Source organism: Pedobacter africanus, assembly GCF_900176535.1.
Classification (GTDB): Bacteria; Bacteroidota; Bacteroidia; order Sphingobacteriales; family Sphingobacteriaceae; genus Pedobacter; species Pedobacter africanus.
Genome location: NZ_FWXT01000001.1, coordinates 140,596 through 165,390, shown reverse-complemented (window position 1 = coordinate 165,390; position 24,795 = coordinate 140,596). Strand labels below are relative to the sequence as shown.

Genomic DNA, 24,795 nt, shown 5'->3' with positions numbered 1-24,795 from the left:
ATTATGAGAACCATCCGCAGGTTTTTCCTGCTTGCCGCATTACTTGGCCTTATTGTGCTGCTGCTGGGGATTTTTCGCAATGATGCCCATTTGTGGCAACCAGCTTCAGTTGTACTGGCTGTAGGTGCAGCTATTGGGATCGGCGCGGTCGGGCCGTTGAAAAACTATCAGTATACTGCTTGGATCATTGCTGCTGTCGTAGCGGGAATGGTATACCCTGCAGCTTTTTTAAAATGGGGCGATTTCGACCTCAGAAACAAGTGGCTCATCTTGGTAGTGGTGCAACTGGTGATGTTTGGTATGGGAATCCAGATGGGTATCCGTGACTTTACTGGCCTGGCATCTACCGGCAAGGGTGTGGTTATTGGTCTGCTCTGCCATTTTTCGATCATGCCCTTAATGGGTTTGCTGCTAACCCGTGTATTTCATTTTGAGACTGAAATTGCAGCAGGTATCATTTTAATTGGTTCCTGCTCCAGTGGCCTGGCCTCCAATGTAATGGTTTACATTGCCCGGGCAAACCTGGTGCTTTCGGTTGCAGTTACGGCTATGGCCACCCTTATTGCACCCTTCATGACACCTTTACTGATGAAGCTGCTGGCGGGAACATTGATTGAGATCAAATTCATCAATATGATGATGGAAATCATTAAGATTGTCATTGTTCCAATTGGGGCGGCACTGATCCATGATTACCTTAAAAATGCAAGCCCTTCGGGACAAAAAAAAATGAACCTGATTGCCGCAGGCTGTATTATTTGGCTTACAGCGCTACCATTTGGCTTATGGAAAAGCATGGAAGGAGTTTTACCTGAACAGGCAATGGCTTCGGCCGAGATCCTGAGTTTTTTTGCAGGGGCAGTACTAACCGGAATGATTTACCACTGGTGTGCCATAAAATTTGATAAACTGGATGCGGCTATGCCTTATATTTCCATGTTTGGCATCGTTTATTTTACTACAGTGACTACAGCCGCAGGGCGGGATAACCTGATGCAGGTTGGTTTTTTGCTGTTCCTGGCTTCGGTGATCCATAACGGGGCCGGATACTTTTTTGGCTATCTCCTGAGCCGTTTGTTCGGTCTGGATAAAAAGTCGTCCAGAACAGTCGCATTTGAGGTTGGACTGCAAAACGGAGGAATGGCCTCGGGGCTGGCCGGATCAATGGGCAAGCTGGGAACTGTTGGATTGGCAGCGGCTGTTTTTAGTCCATGGATGAACATTTCGGGATCTATACTCGCCAATTACTGGCGTAAAAAGGCAATAAAAGAAGAAAAGGAAGAATTAAACCAAACTTCGCATGAATAAAATTAGCTTCAATGTCTATAGGACAATACTCACCTTACTCCTGGTTTTACTATCCGAAAGCCTGTCTTTTGCGCAGGTAAAACTGGCTTCAATTTTTACCGATCATATGGTATTGCAGCAAAAAACGGAAGCCGCTTTATGGGGCTGGTCAAAACCCAATGGAAATATTACCGTTGTGCCGTCATGGGATAAGAAGAAATACAGTATAAAAGCGGATGCTGCCGGAAAATGGAAGTTGAAAATAAGCACGCCAAAGGCCGGAGGACCGTATGATATCAGTGTCAGCGATGGCATCACCCTTGTTTTAAAGGATATCCTGATTGGGGAAGTATGGTTTTGTGGCGGGCAATCCAATATGGAAATGCCGATGAAAGGATTTAAGGGACAGCCTGTGCTGGGCTCAAATGAGGCCATTCTGAAGTCCGCCAATCCGCAGATCAGGCTGTACACCGTTCCGCGTTCTTCGGTTACAGAAAAGCAGGACAACAGCAAGGCCTCGGAATGGAAAACAGCTGCACCTGAAACAGTAGCTAATTTCAGTGCAACGGCTTATTATTTTGGCAGGCTGCTCAATGAGCTGCTGCAGGTACCTGTAGGATTGATTAACGACAGTTATGGTGGATCCTCTATTGAGGCCTGGATGTCGCCCGAACAGCTGCAGCCTTTTACGGAAATTAAAATCCCTGTAAAGACCGATACGATAAAGGAAGTGAGCCGCACCCCAACTACTTTGTATAATGGCATGTTGTATCCGGTTATCGGTTCTGGCATACGCGGAGCCATCTGGTACCAGGGCGAATCCAATTACGAGCGTTCAGACGGTTATGAAGCACTGTTCCCTGCGATGGTGAAAGCCTGGAGAGAGGGATGGGGCGCAGGGGAATTTCCTTTCTATTATGCACAGATTGCACCCTATAACTATGCTCAGCTGCCGCCATACCACAAAGGCGGTAAATACAATTCGGCATTTATCAGGGATGCGCAACGTAAATCCCTGGCCAAAATACCTGTTTCGGGTATGGCAGTGCTTATGGATATTGGTGAAGAAAATTCCATTCATCCTGCCAATAAAGAAAAGGGAGGAACGAGGTTGGCTTACCTGGCCCTGGGCAATACCTACGGCATCAAGGGCTTTAGTTATGCCAGCCCAGCCTATGAATCTATGAGTATAAAAGACAATGCTGTAGTGCTGAAGTTTCAAAATGCAGCAAACGGCCTTACATCTTTTGGTAAAAGCTTAACTTTATTTGAAATAGCCGGAGCAGATAAAAAATTCTTTCCGGCTGTAGCGAAGATTTCGGGGAGCAGCATTACTGTTTCAGCAGAGCAGGTAAAAAATCCGGTAGCTGTGCGCTATGCATTTAAGGATTTTGTGACCGGCGATTTATACGGAACAGATGGCTTACCGGTATCTTCATTTAGAACGGACGATTGGGACAATTGATGAAAGGAATTAAACAATATATCGTGTGGCTGTTTTTGTCGGCAGGCTTTCTGTTTGGTGCCAAGGCACAAAGCAGGGCAAATCCTGATGAAAATGTAATATGGACAAGTCAGAGTGCCAATGCTGCGGCTTCTATGCCTTGCGGCGGGGGTGATGTTGGCTTAAATGTATGGGTAGAGCATGGGGAACTGTTCCTTTATATAGCCAGAAGCGGAACCTTTGATGAAAACAATACGCTGCTTAAGCTGGGCAGAATGCGGTTGAAACTGAGCCCGAACCCTTTTGATGAAAAGTCTTCATTTAAACAAGAGCTTGTTTTGAAAGATGGTTATGTTAAAATTACAGGCGCCAGGGGCAGCCTACGTACAGAAGTAAATGTATGGGTTGATGTATTTAAACCTGTGGTGCACCTGGACGTAAAAAGTAACCATAAAACCATCGCAGTGGCGGGATACGAAAGCTGGAGGCATAACGATCGCATCACCAAAGGAAAGGAAAATAACCAGAATTCCTATAAATGGGCACCACAGGGCGAAGTGAAAACCTTTAGGGACAGCATCACATTCAATAACAAAACTGTATTGTTTTTTCATCAGAATAAGGCCGAATCTGTTTTTGACGTTACGGTAAAACAGCAGGGAATGGAAAGCCTGAAAGACGAGCTGTTTAATCCGCTGAAGAACCTGGTGTTTGGCGGCTCAATGCAGGGCGACGGAATGATGGCCGACGGTAATTATAGCGGCAGTTATGCCGGGGTACCTTTCAAAGGCTGGAAGTTAAAAAATACCCGGGCACTGAAATCCATTGGCATTACAATCGCACTGCATACAGCGCAGGCCGGTAGTGTGCAGGAATGGCTAAAAGGCCTGGCCCAGACAAAACAGAAGGCGGAAGATTTTGAGCGTGACTTTAAAGCCAGTAAAAAATGGTGGAATGCCTATTGGCAGCGCAGTTTTATTCACATGAACAACGAGGAGGAGCAACTGGTTACACAGGCTGGCAAAAACTATCAGTTGTTCCGCTATATGCTGGGCTGTAATGCTTTTGGTACTTACCCTACAAAATTTAACGGCGGGCTTTTTACCTATGATCCGGTTTTTGTAGATACAACATTAAATTTTACACCTGACTTCAGAAACTGGGGCGGAGGGACCCATACCGCACAAAATCAGCGCCTGGTATACTGGCCCATGCTGAAAAGCGGGGATGCGGACCTGATGAGGCCGCAGTTTGATTTTTATATCCGTCTGCTGAAAAATGCAGAAATAAGAACAGCCTTTTACTGGAAACACAAAGGGGCCAGTTTTACGGAACAACTGGAAAATTTTGGACTGCCTAACCCGGCTGAATATGGCTGGAAACGACCGGAGGGCTACGATCCGGGGATGGAATACAATGCCTGGCTGGAATACCAGTGGGATACCGTACTGGAGTTCTGCCAGATGATGCTGGAAATTCAAAACTATGCAGGTAAGGATGTAAAGGAGTACCTGCCTTTCATTGAAAGCTGTGTCAGTTTTTTTGATGCGCACTACACCATGCTGGCCAGGCAAAGGGGCAGTAAAGCACTGGATGCAGATGGACACCTGATCTTGTACCCGGGATCTGCTGCTGAAACCTATAAAATGGCCTATAATGCCAGCTCAACCATTGCCGCATTGAAAACGGTTTTGGGGAGTTTGCTGGCACTGGAGGGTATTTCTGAACAGCAGCGTACAGATTGGACAGCCATGCTGAAACGCATACCGCCCCTCAGTTTCCGTGATTTCGGCGGACATCCAACCATTGCCCCTGCAAAAACATGGGAACGGGTAAACAATACCGAAAGTCCGCAATTGTACCCGGTCTTTCCATGGGGGATATACGGCATTGGCAGAAGCGGCCTGGATACAGCAATCAATACCTTTAAATACGATGCAGATGTCCTGAAATTCAGGAGTCATGTAGGCTGGAAACAGGATAATATTTTTGCAGCAAGGCTGGGGCTGACTGCAGCAGCTGCTGAACTGAACCTTTTAAAGCTGAAAGATTCGGGCAGGCGTTTTCCCGCCTTTTGGGGGCCCGGATTCGATTGGGTACCCGATCACAATTGGGGCGGATCAGGGATGATGGGCTTGCAGGAAATGCTGCTGCAAAGCCATCATCGAAAAATCTATGTGCTGCCGGCCTGGCCAAAAGAATGGGATGTGCATTTTAAGCTCCATGCACCTGATCAGACTACGGTTGAAGTGATGTTCAAAAAGGGGAAGCTGGAACTGCTCAGGGTCGTCCCCGAGTCCAGGAGGAAAGATATTATACTGATGATGAAATAAGATTTTGGCAACGATTGCGTAGTTATTTTGGCCCTTTTACTGCAATCCCAGCCTAAAACTATGTAGAATTGTAAGAACCATTTATAGCATGACAAATGAAAAAAAGAATCTCCCTTATATTTAGTCTGATAGTTTGTATGGCTGCTGCCTCACAGGTCAGGGCTCAGCAAAGCAATCCAAAACCCCTTTCCGAACAGATGGCGGCCACCGTAATGGAGATCTGGCCGGAGCGCGCAAAAAAATGGTCTTATGATCATGGCGTGGTACAGGACGGGATGGCTGCCCTATGGAGGCGTACGGGGAATGCGGCCTATTTCAAATATATCCAGAAAGATATGGATGCCTTTATATCTGCAGATGGGGCGATAGACACCTACAGCCAGGAACATTTCAATATCGACAATGTAAAAAACGGAACAGTTTTATTGAACCTTTATCAGGTAACCGGGCAGGCCAAATATTTTAAAGCAGCCACATTGTTGTGGGAACAACTGCAAAAACAGCCCCGCACCAAACAAGGCGGTTTCTGGCATAAGCAGATCTATCCCAACCAGGTATGGCTGGATGGTTTGTATATGGGACAGCCATTTTATGCAGCGTATGCCACATTGACCGGCAATGCAAAAGCCTTTGATGATATTGCCAGCCAGTTTATCTGGATTGAAAAAAACACCAGGGATGCAAAAACAGGATTGCTTTATCATGGCTGGGATGAATCGAAGATCGAAAAATGGGCAGACCCAAAAACGGGTCTTTCTCCGCACATATGGGCAAGGGCTATGGGCTGGTATGGCATGGCCCTGGTGGAAACACTGGATTATTTCCCTCAGAACCATCCACAACGCAAAGAACTGATTAACATTCTAAACCGGCTTGCAGTTGCCATTAAAAGTACGCAGAACGACAAAACGGGGGTTTGGTACGATATTCTGGACCTGCCTAACGAAAAGGGCAATTACTTTGAGTCATCAGCCTCTGCCATGTTTGTGTATGCCCTTGCAAAAGGTGTACGCCTGGGTTGTTTGCCTGCAAGCTATTTTGCTGTTGCCGCTAAAGGTTACAAAGGTATGCAGCAGGAATTTGTGGAGCAGCGCGGCGAAGGTAAGGTTAACCTGAAGGGGACAGTCAGCGTATCGGGCCTGGGCGGGAAACCCTACCGTGATGGTAGTTATGCGTATTACATGAGCGAAAAGGTGGTTAGCAATGATCCGAAAGGAGTAGGAGCCTTTTTATTGGCTGCCAACGAAATGGAAATTGCCGCAATGCCTAAACCCGGGTTGGGCAAAACTGTGCTGCTGGATTCCTGGTTCAACAACGAAAAGAAAAAAGACCAGCAGGGCAACGAGGTTTCCTGGCATTACAAATGGGAGGAAATGGCTGCCGGTGGTTTTTCGCTGTGGGGAGAACAGTTTCGCAATGCCGGTTTCAAAACCGCAACTTTAAATGCGGCGCCCACCGCCCTCAGTTTAAAGAGTGCATCGGTTTATATTATCGTAGACCCTGATACGGAAAAGGAGGTGCCTAAGCCCAATTTTATCAATAAAGACCACATTAAAGTCATTGCAGATTGGGTAAAAGCTGGCGGTTTGCTGGTTTTGATGGCCAACGATACAGGAAATACAGAACTGGATCATTTCAATACCCTGGCAAAAACATTTGACATTCAGTTTAACTACAATAGCAAGGGACGGGTAGTCAACAACCGTTTTGAGATGGGTAAAGTATTGGTACCGGAAGGAAATGCAATTTTGAAGACGGCCAGACAGCTGTATGTTAAGGAATATTGCAGTCTGACACTGGGAAGCCAGGCAAAACCGGTATTGAAAGATGAGGACAGTGACAATGTCATTGCTGTAAGTAAATATGGTAAAGGGACGGTATTTGTGATCGGAGATCCATGGTTGTATAATGAGTATGTAGATGGAAGGAAGCTGCCTGCGGAATATGAGAACTTTAAAGCCGGGCAGGACCTGGTGAACTGGCTGGGGAACCTGCCGGGCAAACGATAATTTACAAGATCATGGAGAAGATGAGAACATTGGTTTGCACCATGCCCGGAGCATTTGAATATGCAAATGCCGAAAAACCTGTACCTGGTTCGGGCCGTGCAATAATACGGATCAAAAGGATCGGGATATGCGGAACCGACCTGCATGCCTTTGAAGGTACACAGCCTTTTTTCAGTTACCCCAGGATATTGGGCCATGAACTGGCAGGAGAACTGGTGGAAGCGGATGGCGCCCCCGGTTTTGAGCAAGGTGAAAAAGTAACTTTTATCCCTTATTTCAACTGCGGGACATGTATTGCCTGTCGCTCTGGCAAGCCAAATTGCTGTACAGACATTAAAGTATGTGGCGTGCATGTAGACGGGGGGATGGCAGAATATCTTTCGGTGCCTTCAGTTTCTTTGATCCAGGGGGAAGGCCTGAGTTACGATGAACTTGCCCTGGTAGAGCCGCTGGCCATTGGTGCACACGGGGTACGTAGGGCGGGTATCCAAAAGGATGAATTTGTGTTGGTTATAGGGGCAGGTCCTATTGGTTTGGGTACTATGGAATTTGCACGTATAGCTGGTGCAAAGGTTATAGCGCTCGACATCAATTCTACCCGATTGCAGTTTTGCAAAGATAAGTTGAAGGTGGCACATGTGGTGAACGCGCTTGATCCGGACGTATTGGAGCAATTACAGCAGATCACAGCCGGGGATATGCCTACAGCCGTTATAGATGCCACGGGGAGTCTTAAAGCGATAAACAATGCTTTTCAATATATGGCACACGGTGCGCGTTTTGTTTTGATCGGGTTGCAAAAGGAGCCAATATCCTTTAGCCATCCCGAATTCCATAAGCGCGAGGCTACCCTGATGAGCAGCAGAAATGCCACAAGGGAAGATTTTGAACATGTGATTGCCAGTATGAAGGCCGGACTGCTGGAACCGGCTACCTATATTACCCATAGGGTGATGTTTGACCAGGTTGCAGATCAGTTCAAAAACTGGCTTGATCCGGCGAATGGCGTGATAAAAGCTATGGTTGCATTATAAATTAACGCCCGGATAGGCCGGTTCGGCTATCGATTTTGCCTTTATAACGATGCCATATTTCAGAAGAATACCAGCGGCGCTACCTTTAACCCGTCAGATGACTCATGTCTGACTTTGAAAGGAGGGCGTATGAAAACGTATAACGAATGGGACTGGGAGATCAGCATGCTGTTTGACAGGAACCCTAATGGCTGTGAAAGATGCTGCCACTGTGTGCACCCGGCAGGCGACTGTGGCTGTGCAGATTGCCAGAAAAGGCATGGCTACAGGACTTATTTTAGCCCGGTATTAGGCAAATACCAGGAATACAGGCTCAATTAAAGAAAGGAAAATCCTTGTGCTCGGTATGTTCATTTTGCATGATTTTCCTGATTTTGCTGACCACCTCAGGAAAGGCTGAAGCCAGGTTCTTTGTTTCGCCCGGATCATTAGCCAGGTCGTATAGTGCAATAGCACTATACGGATTTTTAATGGCTTTTTCACGGATACCTTTCCATTTGCCCATTCGGACGGCCTGCCGGCCGCCATCTTCATGAAATTCCCAATACAGGAATTCATGTTGCTGCTGTTGGCCCTTGTGGAGCAGAATAGGTAAAATGGACAGTCCATCTGTATGGCCTTGCAGAATTTGCCCGGTCAGTTCAGCAAAGGTTGGCATAAAGTCCCAGAAGGCGCCCACATGATTGGAGACCTGCCTGGCTTTGATTTTTCCAGGCCAGCTAACGATCATCGGTTCCCGGATGCCACCTTCCGAAAGCTGACGTTTTATGCCCCTGAACCCCGCACTGCTGTTAAAGAAGGCAGGTTCATTTCCTCCTTCTTTGTGGGGCCCGTTATCGCTCGTGAAGATGATCATGGTATTTTTGTCCAGTCCTAATTTTTTTAACCGGGCCACTACTTCGCCTACATAATTGTCGAGTTTGGTTACCATAGCCGCGTAAGCTGCATGGGAATAGGCCTGGGGCTGATAGCCTATGCCATTCCAATCTTTTATAATGGTTTTTGGCTGTTCCTTGAATTTCTTTTTATAATGCTCAAATACCGGGTCAGCGGCAGGCAATTGCAGGGCTGCATGAGGTAGGGTGTAAGCCAGGTACAGGAAAAAGGGATTGGATTTATTCTGCTCTATAAAGGTCATGGCCTGTTGCTGGATCAGTTCCGGAGCATAATCGCGTTGTTCGGTAAGCGTATTGTTCAACACTATCCGCTGCTGGTTGTTCCACAAATGATCCGGGAAAAAGTTATGGGACTGCCTTTGGCAATTGTAACCGTAAAACTGGTCGAATCCCTGTTTTATAGGGTCGCCTTCCGATCCGGGATAACCCATGCCCCATTTGCCAAAGGCCCCGGTTTTGTAGCCTGCAGCTTTAAACATCTCGGGTATGATACAGGCTGAATCGGGTAAGGGCAGCTGTCCTTCAGGTTTGATTTCGTAATTACCCCTGATAGGAGTATGCCCTGTATGCAGGCCCGTCATGAGCGAAGCCCTGGACGGTGCACATACCGATGTACCGGCATAGAACTGAGTGAAACGCATGCCACCTGCAGCCAACCGGTCTATATTTGGCGTTTCAATAAGTTTTTGTCCGTAGCAACCCAGGTCGCCATAACCCATGTCATCGGCCAGAATAAAGATCACATTGGGCTTTTGCTGTGCAGCAGCAGAAAAGGCCAGTGAAGAAAGCAGTAGGGTAAAGAGTGCAAGAAGTTTCAACAGCATAATCCTAAAGTTACAATAAAGTAGCTAAATGCAAATTGGTAAATAATCAGGTATGAATTTTTGAGCAATAATTTCCGGCTTTGGGTAACATAGGTAACGGCTCCTGCAGTCCTGATTGTAAAAAATAGTGCCTGGCGATGTTTCCCGTAACTGGCCTGAATTTTGTTTAGCACCCCAGGTAAAACCAAACCAGATTATGCGAGTTAATTTTGAATGTCTGTATTTTTTAGACAATAATGACCTGTGCATTATTGAGATTAAAAAATATGTCCCTGATGATGCGGCTGCTGCACATAAATTTCAGTGGCTTCTGATTAACAAAAAGAACCTGGCGATCAAACCCTTGCAGTTCAGATCGATGGATGCATCCGGTGATCTGGCCGAACGATTTTTTGACCTGGGCTATCTGAAGTTCGATCCCAGGAGCGGCATTTTTATTGAGAAATTCAATTCCGGTCAATATTCCCTTTGTAACAAGACCTGTGAAGAGGTGCCCGATGAATATCTGAATGCGATAGCTGAATTTTTAAACAATAAAGAAGTATCTTTAGCCTAAAGAATGATTTAAGCTTGGGGCAATTCTTCATGGTGGTTTACAATACCCTTTCTGATGGTGAATTGGTTGTGCTCTTGAAACAGGATGACCGGAGTGCATTTACTGAAATTTATAACCGCTACTGGAAAAAGCTATTTACAACAGCGGGGCAAAAGGTATTTGAACTGGAGGAGGCCCGTGAAATTGTGCAAAATATTTTTATCAGCTTGTGGGAACGTAGGGACAGTCTGAAAATAGAAGGGAGCCTCTCGGCCTATCTTTCAGTTTCTGTAAAATATCGCATTATCAATTCGCTGGATAAGCATTACATCCGTAAAAAGTATCTGGACAGTCTGCCAGTTGTTTCCGAAATTGACAATTCTACCCAGGAATGGCTGGAATTTGAGGAACTGAAAGAACGGCTGTCAGCTTTGGTTGCCGATTTGCCCGAAAAATGCAGACTTGTATTTACCATGAGCCGTGAGCAGGGCATGTCGCAGAAGGAGATCGCGCAGGAACTGGACATCTCCGAAAAGACCGTTGAAGCCCACCTGGGTAAGGCCATTAAAACATTGAAAACAGGCTTGAAAAGCTTTCTCCTTAGTCTGCTCTAATTTTTTTTTAATGACCACTAAGGGATTTGTTCTGCTGAACTGACATATAGGTAAAAGCAGCAAAAAATGAAGCATCCCGACAACAAGGAACGGTATAGCTACCTTTCAAATAAATGGAAAAACGGAGCAGCAACCAAAACCGAGGAAAAAGAACTGATGGATTGGTTAAATGCTTATGCAGTGCAGCTGGAGGTACCCCGGCATTTTTCTGCATCCGAGTCAGATCTGCGAAAAGAAATCTACAGCAATATCAGCCGGGCAATAGCAGAAAAGCCAAAAAGACTGAAGCTTTGGTGGAAGGGGATCGCGGCAGCGGCTGTATTGCTGATCGCATTCGCTGCGCTATTTCTGTATATTAACCAGGGACCTGCCACATTGCTTACCTACCAGCACAACATCAGGCCGGGGCATAACTCCGCAACGTTAACCCTTGCCAACGGCAAAAAGATAAAGCTATCTGATCAGGTTAGCGGCGAAATTATAAAAGAAGCTGGTGTATTCATCCATAAGGACAGGGATGGGAAACTTGTGTACTCGATGGGGAACGCCTATAGTGCACCCGGAGATGCACCACGTTTCAATACGCTTTCAACCAGTACCGGCGAAACTTACCAGGTACATTTGCCCGACGGAACAGATGTTTGGCTGAATGCGGGATCCTCAATAAAATATCCTGCAAACTTTGCGATGGGGACAGAACGCCGCGTTTCCCTATCCGGTGAAGCTTATTTTGAAATTGCAAAAAATAAGGACAGACCTTTTTTTGTTACTACAGACAAACAGGAGATTAAGGTATTGGGCACCCATTTTAACCTAAGCAGTTATGAAGATGAGCCCATAACCAAAACTACTTTACTGGAAGGAAGTATAGGTTTGCGTGCTTTAAACAGGGAAGAGACTGCAGTCCTGAAACCTGGTCAGCAAGCCATTCTCAGCAGCGAGAACCTAAGCCTTAGCCATACCGATGCAGAGAAATCCATAGCCTGGAAAAACGGGAAGTTTGAATTTGTAAGTGAAGATATTGGAAGCATCCTCCGCCAGATTGCGAGATGGTATGATGTGGAAATTGTTTACAAAGATGAATTACTGAACAGACAGTTCAGTGGCTCGTTCAGCAAATTTGACAATGTGGCAAAGGTGCTGCGCACAATAGAGCTGACCAATGATGTACATTTTAAAATTGAAGGAAGGAGGATCCTGGTGATGAAATAGTTTTACCTGCTTAAAAAGAGATCCTTAAATAACCGGGAGTGCTTCGACCTACTCCCGGTCTTTGTTTGGATCTATACTGTTAATTCTTGCAATCAACTGAAACAAAGCGTATAGCTTAGACAACCTGCGCTTTGTGAAGAATAAACCTAAACAATCAAAGATAATGAAAAAACTATTGCGTGTGATGCGATTAACTATCATCATAATGACGGTGTTTTTGATTCAGGTAAGTGCGGCCAGCCGGGCGCAGGTTACGCTGATAGAAAAAAACGCCAGGCTAAAAACCATAATGGAAAGCCTGAAAAAGCAGACGGGGATGGATGTGTTTTATAACGATTTTAACATTGGAAGGGCAAATCCTGTAACCCTGAACCTGCGGAATGTATCGCTGGAAGAGGCCCTGGAAGCCTGTTTCAAAGGACAGCCCTTAACTTATACCATCGAAAACAGGACCATCATTATCAAAAGCCGGGAAAAAAACTTCCTTGACCGAATGAGCGGCTTTTTTACGGCCACGGAAATAAAGGGCCGTGTGGTGGATGAAGGCGGAAAGCCGGTGGGCTCGGCTAGTGTTAAAGTAAAAGGGTATAACAAGGTTGTGGTAACCGGTTCGGATGGACGTTTTACGATCACCGTGCCGGAAGAGGGTGCCATGTTGGTCATAAGCTACGTAGGTTTTATGACCAGGGAGGTAGCCGCTCAGCAGAACATGACCATTGTCATGCAGCTGGATCCCAATAAACTTAACGAAATGGTGGTTGTAGGCTATGGCAGCACCCGTAGAAAAGACCTTACCGGGTCCGTAGCGTCAATAAATGTGACGGAAGTGAGGGATGTGCCTTTTGCTACGGTAGACCAGGCACTGAGCGGCAAGGCTGCAGGTGTACAGGTGGTTCAGGCCGATGGCTCACCGGGTGGTGTGGCCAAGATCAGGATCAGGGGCGGGACTTCCCTGATGGGCGGAAATGACCCTTTGTACATTATCGACGGCATACAGGTACAAATCCAGAACAGGTATCTGCAAAGTGCGGCAGAAATTCTTAGCCCGGTAGAAGGCTATGGCCCTAATGCCAGTCAGACCATCTCGGGCTCTTTTGCACGCGGATTGAACAGTTTGGGGGGGCTAAACATCAACGATATAGAGACCATAGACATCCTGAAGGATGCATCTGCAACGGCGATTTATGGCTCGAGGGCTGCAAATGGGGTGGTCATCATTACAACAAAGAAGGGCAAACACAATCAGAAACCAATCTTTGAAGCCAATTATTATGCAGGAATCACCAGCCCCATTAAAGAAAAACTTCTAAACAGGGATCAGTACATCATGATCATGAAAGAGGCTGCAAAAAACCTGAACGATGCCCGGGCAGCATTGGTTCCGGCACTTGCACCAGACCCAACAGCCACCAATATTTTAACCAATCCGGATTTTCTGGGTACAGGAAATACAGACTGGCTGGATCTGGTACTGCGAAATGGCATTACCCAAAATGCAGATATTGCAGTAAGAGGTGGCGGTACGGGTTCCCGGTACTACACTTCCCTGGCCTATAATAAAAATAATGGTACCATCGTAGGCACAGATTTTACCCAGATTGCAGGGAAAGTAAGCCTCGATAATGAAATTAACAGTCGTTTACGGATCAATACCAATCTGGATTACGGCTTTAGCACCAATAACCTTACCAACGGGATGTATTCGCAAGCCTTATTTGCACCGCCTACCCTGGACGCCTACAATCCCGACGGCAGCATAAAGGTAATCAGTGCAAACGAGAACGGAACTTATGGTTTTGAAGGTTATCAGAATCCATTGTTGTTGCTTAAAGGCATCAACAAATCCAACAACATGACCCTGCTGGGGTCTTTATCGGGCGAATACGATATCCTTAAGAACCTGAAACTCAAATCTACTGTATCGGTTAATTACAACAACTACCGCCAGACCAATTATGTACCCAGTACGGCGCAGATCTCGGGAAGCGGTGGCTATGCGAGTGGCTCCAAAAACGGAGTGGCCACACAGGCACAATCACAAAATGTAGACCTGTTTTATGAGAACACGCTGACCTGGGACAAGCAGTTTAATGAAAACAACAGGATCAATATCCTGGCCGGGACTTCCTGGCAGATTACACGGAGCAATTCCTTTTCGGCCAGTGGCCAGGGCTTTCCGGACGATAATTACCTGAATAACCTGTCTTCTGCAGCATTAACTTTACCGTCTACCGGTATTTCGGGGCAGAATTCACTGCTCAGTTTTTACATGCGTGCAAACTACGCATGGTACGAAAAATACCTGTTCACTTTTACCGGACGTTCAGATGCCTCCTCTAAATTTCCGGAAAAGAACAGGGTGGGGTATTTCCCCTCGGGTGGTGTAGCCTGGCGTATCTCTGAAGAAAATTTCCTGAAAAATGTAAAATGGATCAGTGAGATTAAACTGAGGGCAAGCGCCGGCTATACCGGTACGCAGAACATAGGAGATAACCTGTTCTATACCCTTTATTCCCCCGTTTCCTATGCCGGACTAAACGGACTGGCCCCAACCCAATTGGGTAACGATAGGATCAAATGGGAGTCTACCCTGCAAAAAGATGCTGGTATTGATTTTGCCTTCTTCAATTCGAGGTTAAGCGGGGGCATAGGGTATTATGAGAAATCTACCGACGGGATTTTGTTTCCGGCAACCGTAGCACGTAGTTCGGGTTTTACCGGGGTAACGGCTAATATTGCCGACATCAGGAACAGGGGGCTTGAACTTTCACTGCGTGGCGATTTTATACGCAGCAAAAACATCCATTGGTCGGGTACTTTTAACATATCCGGCAACAGGTCTAAAGTGCTGGCACTGTCCAATGATTTTTCTGATCCTGCCAATCCGAAAACCTATACTTATGGGAATAATGTGCTCAAGGTAGGCGAACCTCTGGGTTTATTGTGGGGTTACAGGTTTGACGGATTATTGCGGACGCAGGCAGAAGTAGACGATTATAAGAGTAAAAACCTGTTTGCCCAGTTTGGGCAGTATCCTTATCTGGGGATTGGCGACACCCGTTATATACTCGACCCGGCAACACGCTTCAATAAAAGTGAGATCATAGGGCATGCCGAGCCAAAATATTATGGGGGGTATACCAATAGCCTTACCTATAAGAACTTCAGTCTGATTACGCTGGCCACTTTTTCTTATGGCGGTGACATTTATTACCTGGCGGATGTACAAAATGCAGATGCGGGTACCCGTACCAACAAGGGCATCAGAATATTGGACAGATGGACACCGGAAAACCAAAATACCGAAAGGCCAAGGCTGATCTTGGGCCAGGGTACCAATGTGACCGGAGCGAGCAATAACGTATATGACGCTTCTTTTATCAAGCTGAAATCTGTAACACTGAGTTACCAGCTTTCCCCTTTGCTGATGAAAAAACTGAAACTAAATACAGCTTCTGTATATGTTTCAGGAACTAATTTGCTGACCATTACCAATTATCCCGGAGCAGATCCGGAGGTAAGTAATGATCCGTACAGCCTGATTGGGGGCTATAGTGATGCAGGGGGATACCCAACAGTAAGGCAGTTTAGTTTTGGACTTCGTTTTGGATTTTAATACACAGAGAGATGAAAATATTAATCTATAAATATATTGCGATAGCAGTACTCTTCATCAGCTGCTATGCTTGTAAAAAGGAACTGGGTGCACTACCCAAAAATGCTAAGGTTGATGCAAATACCATATTGGATCAGGCTACAGCCCAGATTGCATTAAATGGTGCTTACTACCGTTTTGCCAACGCAACCATTACCAAAACCGGTTGGCAGAGCCATCAGATCATCCCGCCTATGTTTGCAGGCTACCTGGGGATGTACTCCAGCATATTGCCGGAAGAGGAAAACCGCAATGACCGGGCCAGCAGTTCGTATTGGGCAGAATCGTACACGCTGCTCAACGCCGTAAACGGAGTGATTAGTGGAATAAATGCCTTGCCAGCCGAAAAATTTACTGCGAACAGGAAGAAGGAGATGATTGCCGAAGCCCGTTTTTTAAGGGCTTATGCGCACTTTAAACTGCTTACTTTTTACGGGGAATGGTACAAGGCCGACAGCCCCCGGGGGGCACTGTTGCGCGATGAGCTTTCAACCCTCAGCAATATCCCAAAAAAGCGGAGTACGGTAAAGGAAAGCTATGATTATATCCTGGCCGATCTGGACGATGTGATCATTAATGGCCCGGCAACCAATCCTAACCATTATGTCAGCAAATGGGCAGGAATGGCTTTAAAAACGCGGGTATTGATGAGCAGGGGCGGTGCTGCAGATTATGGAACAATCATTACGCTGGCCAATTCCCTGATAGCCGATAGTCCCTATAAACTGGAAGCCATAGCTGAAGATGTTTTTCATAAGAACGGACTGGCCAGTAAGGAAGTGATCCTGGGCATCAAGCCACAGGCCAACCAGGAAAAAGAAACCTACAGCACCAGTGCCCAATACTGGCCGGGCGCATCTTCCCTGTATGTCGCAAAGACGGCTTTGAAAACCATGTACGACAATGATCCGCGCCAGGCCTGGATGATTGGTAGCGTAAGGCCACGGCCGGCCTATTTTTTCTTTACCAAGTACATGAAGGAAAACGGTGTGCCATCGGCATTATCTGAAACCTATTATGTGTTGCGGTTAACCGAAGTTTATCTGTTAAAAGCCGAGGCTATTGTACGTTCGGGAGGTAATCTGGCCGAGGCAAGAATACCGGTTCATCAGGTGCAGGAAAAGGCAGGGATTACCGCTACGGCAAATAGCCAGCCTTACAACGCGGTAGAAAATGCCGGCACACCGGCTACATTGCTGTTCGAGATTTACAAGGAAACGGTAAAAAGCCTGATCGCAGAAGACGGCATGGAGTGGATGGCCTTGCTGCGCCTGCCATTTGAAACGGTAAAGCAGGTAAAACCGACCATAACCAGTCAAACGCAATATATTTTACCGGTACCAAAAGATGAATTTTTATACAATCCGCTGTTTGGTGACCAGAACCCCGGTTATTCTAAAAACTAACAAAGCAGATTATGTTAAGATATATCATTACAGCTATCCTCCTGTTGGGGATCGCGATCCCATCGGCCAATGCGCAGGACAAGGCATTGAACGACTCCATCAGTAAACTGAAAAGGCCTGAGCGCCTGAAGTGGATCACTGAATACATCAGTGCAAACCCGGCTTCGGTTTCCGGCCCTTATTTTCTCAGTGAGTTCCTGAAGTTTGATTACCAGACCAGCTTGGAGCAACAGGAAGCACTGATGGAAAAATTTACTGGTGCGGCAAAGGAAACTAAAAGTTATCTGGCAATGGAGTCCGTACTGGAAAAGAAAAGAAAGCTGAAGCCTGGCAATCTAGCCCCCGATTTCAGCCTGATGATGCCCGGTGGGAAAAAGCTAAAGCTTTCGGATACACGCGGAAAATATGTGCTGATCGATTTCTGGGCCAGCTGGTGTGTGCCTTGCCGAAAGGCCATACCGCATTTGAAAGCCGTTTATGCGAAATACAAGGCCAAAGGCTTTGAGCTCATCAGCCTCTCGGCCGATCAAAGCCAGGAGGCCTGGAAAAAGGCACTGGAACAGGAAAAGATGCCCTGGCTACAGGTAGTAGATGAATTTCCTGAAAAGTTTGCCCCTTCAGTTGTAGGCAACCTGTACGAGATAAAGTTTCTGCCCTTTTATGTGCTGCTGGATAAAGCGGGGAAAATCCTGGTATACTCCGGCAATGAACAAGAGGTGGAAGCACAACTGGAAAAGGTTTTAGCGGTAAATGGTGTAGTGCATTAAATCCTGCAAAAGGACTCCCCGAAAGGAGTCCTTTTGTATTTTGCTTCAGATTCGGTGGATAAAATTTTGTGTGCAAACGATTGCGCAGGGGAATGCTTTGCAGGCATAAATAATTATAGTTAAATCGCTAACATTAAAGTAAATTTAATTACATGAACAAGTTAGCTTATTTTTTTACCCTGTTTGTATTAATGGGAAACCTGAATACCCAGGCGCAGGCGCCAAAGCCATTTTTACGTGTAGGCCTTATTGCCGATATTCAGTATGCAAATGCTGAAACAAGAGGTACACGTTATTACAGAAACTCATTAAACAAACTGAGGGCCTGCGTTGAAGACCTTAACCAACAAAAGGTGCAATTTTCACTTAACCTGGGGGATGTCGTTGATAGAAATCCAAAAGACCTGGATTCTGTATTGTCGATTTTAGACAGACTAAAAAAGCCGGTTTATAACACTACGGGTAACCATGACTATCATGGCGTAACAGAAAACAAATCCTTGTTTGCAAAACTGGGCATGCCATCCGAGTATTATTCTCTTGAAAAAAAAGGCTGTCTTTTTATCCTCCTCAATACCAATGAAATTGCATCATACGCTAATGTCACCGGAACCTGGAAAGAAAAAGAACTAAAGAATATGATGGACAGTATCAAGGCGGTTAAAGGGGTTAATGCCCAGGAATATAACGGGGGAATCAGCAGCCGACAGTTAAAGTGGGTCGACAGTTTACTGGCCAAAGCGCAAAACCAAAAGCTGAAAGTATTTATCCTTTCACATCATCCACTCGATTTTTCGAGAGGATTTACAGCCCTTAACAGTCAGGAGATCCTTCGTGTTATAGATAAATACACTTGTGTTAAAGCATTGCTTGCGGGACATCATCATATTGGAGATTTTGGAAATCATTTATCCATACCATGTATCACACTTGAAGGTATGGTGGAGACATCAGATAAGAATGCGTATGGCATCCTGGAAATCTATACTGATCATTTTGAAATTAAAGGTGTTGGACGTACCAAATCCTATAAGTTTTCAATTTAGTGACAATAGCATTTTGAAAGATGGTAAAGTCTAAACGAATATTAGAACAGGCAGCACAATTGAACATGCTGCCTGTTTCATGAAATGTCAGACTGTATAACTTACCAGAACTTTACATACAGCGCCCCGATAACCAGTAAGGTTACCACAATCAGTATCATGGTAGATGGCGCAACTTTAAACATAGATTTGTCCAGTTCAAAAGCCTTCTCATTTACTTTAGGCCCTGCCATACTCATGGCAATCATAATCAGCATGGTAAAGGCGAAAGACAGTCCCATACAAATGTGGAAAGGAATTTCATAGCTGCCTGCTCCGTTTGGATAAGCCGTATACAGCCAGGTTTCGTTGCCCAGCATACGCGGTGCCATTTCATTAAAGAAAACCGACAGTAAAAAACCTGCCAATACACCTGCAACAGCCGCCGCACCGGTAGTCCTTTTCCAGAACATTCCCAGGATAAACATGGCAAATACACCCGGACTGATAAAGCCCGTATATTTTTGTATAAAGGTAAAGCCACCTTCGCCACCTATACCCAGCAGGTCATCCCAGGTAAAGAGCACAGCCAGGATCATTCCCGCAAATACCGTAGCCCTGCCCACCAGTACCAGGTTCTTTTGTTCTGAACCTTTGCTGAAATAGCGCGAATATATATCGAGTGTAAAAATAGTAGAGATACTGTTTACCTTGCCCGCCAGCGAGGCTACTATAGCTGCAGTTAAAGCAGCTACCGATAGGCCTTTTAAACCGGTAGGCAGGAAAGTGAGGATAGCCGAGTAAGCCCCGTCTTTACCGCCAATAAGCTGGGGCAGGTGCCCGCCTTTGTACAACACATAAGCAGCAATGCCAGGTAGCATTACAATTAAAGGCATCAGCAGCTTTAAAAAACCTGCAAACAGGATCCCCGTTCGGGCGGTATGCAGGTCGGCACCCAGGGCCCTTTGGGTAATGTACTGGTTGCAGCCCCAGTAGTTCAGGTTAATGATCCAGATACCGGCTGCATAAGAGGCCAGGCCCGGAAAGGTGAGGTACTTGCTGATCTCTGCCTGTTCAGACGCTGCGGTAGGCTTTGGGATCATCATCCGGAAATGCTCTGGTGCCTGTTCCATCAGTACATTAAACCCTGCAATGGCATTGGCGCCCACACCAAACTTTTGCCCAACTACCGTTAACGCAATGTATGTGGTCACCAACCCGCCAAATATCAGCACGGCAACCTGAATCACATCTGTATAGGCCACTACCTTCATTCCGCCGAGGGAAATGATGAGTGCAAAAACAGCCAGGCCAACCATAATTACATGCAGGTAGTCGCCGCCAGTTAAGCCGTTAATGGCTACTGCACCCAGGTACAGGATGGAGGTCAGGTTTACAAAAACATACAGGAACAGCCAGAATATGGCCATGATGAGTGCTACCGATTCATTATACCTCGTTTTGAGGAATTGCGGCATGGTGTAGATCTTGTTTTTAAGGTACACCGGGATAAACCAAACGGCCACAATGATAAGGGCGATGGCCGCAATCCATTCGTAAGCTGCTACAGCAATACCCAGAAAGAAACCTTCGCCGCTCATGCCAATGAACTGCTCTGCAGAGATATTGGATGCAATGAGCGAAGCGCCTATAGCCCACCAGGTTAATGTGCCTTCGGCCAGGAAAAAGGCTTTGGCATCGTGCTCGTTCTTTTTACGCTGCCGGTAAATGTAGTAGCCATAGCCTGCAACAACTATAAAATAGATGAGGAAAACTACATAGTCTGTGGTAACTAAACTGTTGTTCATATCTGGTTATCTATAAAAGGTTTCGTTCCAGTGCAGCTCATTTCTGAACTGGTTGATGCTGGTCTCTTTGCCAATGTTAACATACTCAATGCCTGCGATATTTGCAAAATCCAGCAAATGTGCAGTCGTAAGGTTCTGGCTGTAGGCCGTATGGTGTGCACCTCCGGCATAAATCCAGGCTGCACAGCCTGTTTTCATATCTGGAAGCGGTTTCCATAATACCTGTGCTACAGGTAGCTTGGGCAGTTCATGCTGCGGTTCCAGGGCTTCCACTTCATTGACCAGCAAGCGGAAACGGTTGCCCATATCCACAATAGAAGCGTTGATTGCATTGCCGCCGGCTACATTAAAAATGAGCCTGGCCGGGTCGGCTTTTCCGCCTATACCCAAGGGATGTACTTCCAGACGTGGTTTACCACTGGCCAAGGCTGCGTCCACTTCCAGCATATGCGAACCCAGTACCATTGCGTTTGCAGGGTCGAAATGATAGGTGTAATCTTCCATAAATGAACTGGTGCCCGGCAGCCCGGCACCCATTACCTTACAGGCCCTTACCAGGGCGGCAGTTTTCCAGTCACCTTCCCCTGCAAATCCGTAACCCGCTGCCAACAGGCGTTGTACCGCAATCCCGGGCAGCTGTACCATGCCGTGCAGGTCTTCAAAGGTATCGCTGAAGCCCTTAAAATTCCCATCTTCGAGGAATTTCCGGAGACCCAGTTCAATTTTTGCAGCCTGGTAAACCGAATCGTGCCTTTCCCCACCTTTTTTCAGGTCGTCAGTCATGGTATAGCTGGCTTCATATTCATCCAGCAATTGCTGGATAGCATTTTCAGGGATGCTGTTAATTACGGCTACCAGGTCGCCGATGCCATAGGTATTCACCTCAAAACCAAATTTAAGTTCGGCTTCTACTTTATCACCATCCGTTACAGCTACATAACGCATGTTGTCACCAAAACGCACAAACCTGGCGCCCTGCCAGTCGTGCCAGCCTGCGGCGGCGCGGGTCCAGGTGTCAATTTCTTTAATTACTTCTTCGTCCTGCCAATGACCGACTACTACTTTGCGGTCTTTGCGCATACGCGTTACCATAAAGCCGAACTCACGGTCGCCATGGGCGCTTTGGTTCAGGTTCATAAAGTCCATATCAATACTGCTCCATGGAATGTCGCGGTTAAATTGGGTATGTAAATGCAACAAGGGCTTTTGAAGGATATTCAAGCCCCTGATCCACATTTTTGCAGGCGAAAAAGTATGCATCCAGGTCATCACTCCAATGCAGTTTTTGCTTTGGTTAGCTTGCTGCAGGGTATCAAAAATCTCCTGAGGTGTTTTTACAATAGGTTTGTAAACTATGCTGACGTGGATGGAGTTGGCCTCATTAAGTGAGGCTGCAACCTGCTGTGCATGTAAGGCTACCTGTTTTAAGGTCTCTTCTCCGTATAGGTCCTGGGTTCCGGTAATGAACCATACTTCCAGATTTTTTAAATTGATCATTGTTGAATATTTAGCGTGATTTTATTGTCCGTAGTACGCATCTGCACCATGTTTTCTTTCATAGTGTTTTTTGATTAATGCTTCTTTTAATTTGGGCACTTCTTTTCGTATTTGTTCGGTTAAGAGGGCCATTCGGCCCACTTCTTCCAGTACTGCACTATTGTAAACTGCCTTTTCGGCTGTTTTGCCCCAGGTGAAGGGAGCGTGGTTGCCTACCAGGATCATTTCTACTTCTTTGTAACTGAGGCCAGTTTCCTTAAAGTGATCCATGATCTGGAAACCTGTTTCGTATTCGTAATTCCCTTTGATCCTGTCGTCGACCATAGGGGGGGCGCAGGGAATATCTACCGTGAGATGATCGGCATGGGTAGTACCATAAATTGGAATAGGGCGTTGCGACTGTGCCCATGCGGTACCATAGGTAGAGTGGGTATGTACAATGCCCCCAATTCCTTCCCAGTGTTTGTACAGTACCGCGTGGGTTTTGGTGTCGGATGAAGGGCGTAAAGTTCCCTCAACCGTATTGCCCTCAAAATCAACAATCACCATTTTTTCGGGGCTTAGGTCTTCATAAGCAACCCCACTGGGTTTAATGGCAAAAATGCCTTTGGACCTGTCGGCCGCACTTGCATTGCCAAAGGTGAACAGCACCAGCCCCAGTTTGGGCAGCAGCATATTTGCATGGTAAGCCTGTTCTTTGATGTCCTGATAATTACTCATGGCTATAGCTATTATTGTTTTCCTGATTTAACATTCTCCAGATAAACACCGAGTGTTTTATATTTTGTAAAGCGGCTTGCGTAATAAGCTACATTTTCGGGTTCAGGGAGGTATTCTTTGTCGAACCCACTGCCCATGCCTGTCATGGCTGCTTCTACGGTTGGGTAAATACCGGCAACTACGGCAGCAAACATCGCGGCCCCTAATGCGCAGGTGTGTTCAAACTGGTGTATGCGGATGGGCATGTTTAAAACGTTAGCCATGGTCTGCATCACAAAGGGGGATTTTTTGGCCACGCCTCCTATGCCTATAATGCCTTTCACCGGTACACCTTCGGCTACAAAACGTTCTACGATGTTTCTGGCGCCAAAACAGGTGGCCTCAACCAGCGCCCTGAATACCCTTGGCGCATCACTGCCCAGGCTAAGGTTACTGATAGCTCCTTTGAGCTCCTGGTTGGCATCAGGTGTCCTTCTTCCGTTCAGCCAGTCTATTGCCAGCTCATCATCTTCTGTTTTTGGAAGCAGGGCTGCCTGTTTGCTCAGTTCAGGGATCATTTTGTCCAAAAGTTCCTGCTCCAGGGTTGCTGCGGCAATTGCATCAATAGCTGAAGTATTACGCAGCAGGTTTTTAATAGGCCAGGAAAGCAGCTCTTTAAACCAGGCGTAGGTATCGCCAAAGGCCGATTGTCCGGCCTCAAGCCCCAGCATGCCTGGTATCACAGAACCATTTACCTGCCCGCAAATGCCCTTAATTAATTTGCCCTCAATATCTTCATTGGGAATAGCCAGGATATCACAGGTAGAAGTACCCATTACTTTACTCAAATGATAAGGTTCTATTTGTCCACCTACGGCACCCATATGCGCATCAAAAGCACCTACACCAATTAGCACATCTGTATTTAAACCCAATCTTTCGGCCCATTCCGGGCTGATGGTACCCGCAGGTACGTCGGCAGTATAAGTTTCCGTAAACAAACGCCCGGTAAAACCGTCCAGCAATGGGTCTAGCGCAGCAAAGAATTCATTCGGTGGTAAGCCATTAAATTCTTCTGCCCATAAAGCCTTATGCCCGGCAGCGCAGCGGCTGCGTTTCATTTCAGTAATGTCTTTTCCCCCGGTAAGCAGAAAGGGGATCCAGTCACAATGTTCTACCCAGGAATAGCAGGCTGCTTTTACAGCCTCGTCTGCCCGTAAAATGTGCAACAGCTTTGCCCAGAACCATTCAGAAGAATAAATGCCGCCGCAATATTTAAGGTAATTGGTCTCGTAACGTGCTGCGTGCTTGTTAATCTGCATGGCTTCCTTCACAGAGGTATGGTCTTTCCAGAGCACAAACATAGCATTTGGGTTTTCTTCAAATCCGGGAAGCAGGGCAAGGGGTATGCCCTTTTGATTTACAGCAACAGGAGAGGAACCCGTAGTATCTACAGCTATGGCCCTGATGGCTGCCGCGGCAGTTGTGCCACCTGCTTTTTGAATGCAGTGCTTTATGCTTTGTTCAAGCCCTTCTATATAATCTAAAGGGTGTTGTCTGAACTGGTTTTTTGAAGGATTACAGTACAAACCCTTTTGCCAGCGGGGATAGTAATATACAGATGAAGCCAGTTCAGCTCCATTTTTTGCATCAATAATCACGGAACGCACAGAATCCGACCCGTAATCGACCCCAATCACATATTGATCTTTGTTCATATTTAGTTAAATAAACGTCTAATTAACGTTTA

At 46.3% G+C, this 24,795-nt stretch carries 18 protein-coding genes; 13 read left to right on the top strand and 5 right to left on the bottom strand.

Translation table 11 applies throughout. The features are described 5' to 3' along the window. Positions 1–3: 3 nt before the first annotated feature. The 6 genes from B9A91_RS00570 (at position 4) to B9A91_RS00545 (ending at position 8,428) form a co-directional block, all read left to right on the top strand. On the top strand, positions 4–1,308 hold the full coding sequence (locus B9A91_RS00570; protein WP_084236393.1) for a bile acid:sodium symporter family protein: 1,305 nt from the start codon (positions 4–6) through the stop codon (positions 1,306–1,308). Then, complete coding sequence (locus tag B9A91_RS00565; RefSeq protein WP_084236391.1) at positions 1,301–2,752, top strand: sialate O-acetylesterase; 1,452 nt, start codon at positions 1,301–1,303, stop codon at positions 2,750–2,752. The genes B9A91_RS00570 and B9A91_RS00565 overlap by 8 nt, the downstream gene beginning before the upstream one ends. After that, positions 2,752–5,064 carry a DUF5703 domain-containing protein gene (locus B9A91_RS00560; protein ID WP_144008813.1) on the top strand — a complete coding sequence of 771 codons (2,313 nt, stop codon included), beginning with the start codon at positions 2,752–2,754 and terminating at the stop codon, positions 5,062–5,064. Before B9A91_RS00565 ends, B9A91_RS00560 begins: the two co-directional genes overlap by 1 nt. 95 nt (positions 5,065–5,159) lie before the next feature. Next, positions 5,160–7,073, top strand: coding sequence for a glycoside hydrolase family 88 protein (locus tag B9A91_RS00555; protein WP_084236389.1), 1,914 nt, complete (start codon positions 5,160–5,162; stop codon positions 7,071–7,073). Between the two features lie 11 nt (positions 7,074–7,084). Further along, entirely contained in the window at positions 7,085–8,107 is a 1,023-nt protein-coding gene (locus B9A91_RS00550; protein WP_235012330.1) for a zinc-binding alcohol dehydrogenase family protein, read from the top strand. Positions 8,108–8,236: 129 nt separating this feature from the next. Continuing rightward, positions 8,237–8,428, top strand: a complete 192-nt coding sequence (locus B9A91_RS00545; protein ID WP_084236385.1) for a hypothetical protein — start codon at positions 8,237–8,239, stop codon at positions 8,426–8,428. Here the strand turns inward: B9A91_RS00545 and B9A91_RS00540 are convergent. Beyond that, the gene (locus tag B9A91_RS00540; RefSeq protein ID WP_084236384.1) at positions 8,421–9,827 is read right to left on the bottom strand and encodes an arylsulfatase; all 1,407 of its coding nucleotides are present in this window, start codon (positions 9,825–9,827) and stop codon (positions 8,421–8,423) included. The two genes, B9A91_RS00545 and B9A91_RS00540, sit on opposite strands and share 8 nt — an antisense overlap. Positions 9,828–10,023: 196 nt before the next feature. On the opposite strand from B9A91_RS00540, the gene B9A91_RS00530 reads away from it, so the two are divergent. From B9A91_RS00530 to B9A91_RS00500, 7 genes are all read left to right on the top strand, one after another. Continuing rightward, positions 10,024–10,383, top strand: coding sequence for a hypothetical protein (locus B9A91_RS00530; protein ID WP_084236380.1), 360 nt, complete (start codon positions 10,024–10,026; stop codon positions 10,381–10,383). Positions 10,384–10,397: 14 nt separating this feature from the next. Further along, entirely contained in the window at positions 10,398–10,976 is a 579-nt protein-coding gene (locus B9A91_RS00525; RefSeq protein WP_235012328.1) for an RNA polymerase sigma-70 factor, read from the top strand. Between the two features lie 66 nt (positions 10,977–11,042). Then, entirely contained in the window at positions 11,043–12,188 is a 1,146-nt protein-coding gene (locus B9A91_RS00520; protein ID WP_084236376.1) for a FecR family protein, read from the top strand. Positions 12,189–12,351: 163 nt separating this feature from the next. Continuing rightward, positions 12,352–15,804, top strand: coding sequence for a TonB-dependent receptor (locus B9A91_RS00515; RefSeq protein WP_235012324.1), 3,453 nt, complete (start codon positions 12,352–12,354; stop codon positions 15,802–15,804). Positions 15,805–15,815: 11 nt separating this feature from the next. Next, a complete protein-coding gene (locus B9A91_RS00510; protein ID WP_084236374.1) occupies positions 15,816–17,249 on the top strand; it encodes a RagB/SusD family nutrient uptake outer membrane protein in 1,434 nt (477 codons plus the stop codon). A gap of 11 nt (positions 17,250–17,260) precedes the next feature. Then, positions 17,261–18,016 (top strand): TlpA family protein disulfide reductase, encoded by a 756-nt coding sequence (locus tag B9A91_RS00505; protein WP_084236372.1) that lies wholly within the window; start codon positions 17,261–17,263, stop codon positions 18,014–18,016. Between the two features lie 152 nt (positions 18,017–18,168). Further along, positions 18,169–19,062 carry a metallophosphoesterase gene (locus tag B9A91_RS00500; RefSeq protein WP_084236370.1) on the top strand — a complete coding sequence of 298 codons (894 nt, stop codon included), beginning with the start codon at positions 18,169–18,171 and terminating at the stop codon, positions 19,060–19,062. A 101-nt stretch (positions 19,063–19,163) separates the two neighbouring features. On the opposite strand, the gene B9A91_RS00495 is transcribed toward B9A91_RS00500, so the two are convergent. Genes B9A91_RS00495 through B9A91_RS00480 form a run of 4 tightly spaced genes read right to left on the bottom strand, consistent with a single transcriptional unit; the run spans position 19,164 to position 24,763 of the window. Continuing rightward, entirely contained in the window at positions 19,164–20,849 is a 1,686-nt protein-coding gene (locus B9A91_RS00495) for a sodium:solute symporter family transporter (RefSeq protein WP_084236368.1), read from the bottom strand. 6 nt (positions 20,850–20,855) lie between these two features. Continuing rightward, complete coding sequence (araA, locus tag B9A91_RS00490) at positions 20,856–22,346, bottom strand: L-arabinose isomerase (protein ID WP_084236366.1); 1,491 nt, start codon at positions 22,344–22,346, stop codon at positions 20,856–20,858. Positions 22,347–22,367: 21 nt separating this feature from the next. After that, positions 22,368–23,066 (bottom strand): L-ribulose-5-phosphate 4-epimerase, encoded by a 699-nt coding sequence (locus B9A91_RS00485; RefSeq protein WP_084236365.1) that lies wholly within the window; start codon positions 23,064–23,066, stop codon positions 22,368–22,370. A gap of 11 nt (positions 23,067–23,077) precedes the next feature. Continuing rightward, a complete protein-coding gene (locus B9A91_RS00480; protein ID WP_084236363.1) occupies positions 23,078–24,763 on the bottom strand; it encodes a ribulokinase in 1,686 nt (561 codons plus the stop codon). Between the last annotated feature and the right edge of the window lie 32 nt (positions 24,764–24,795).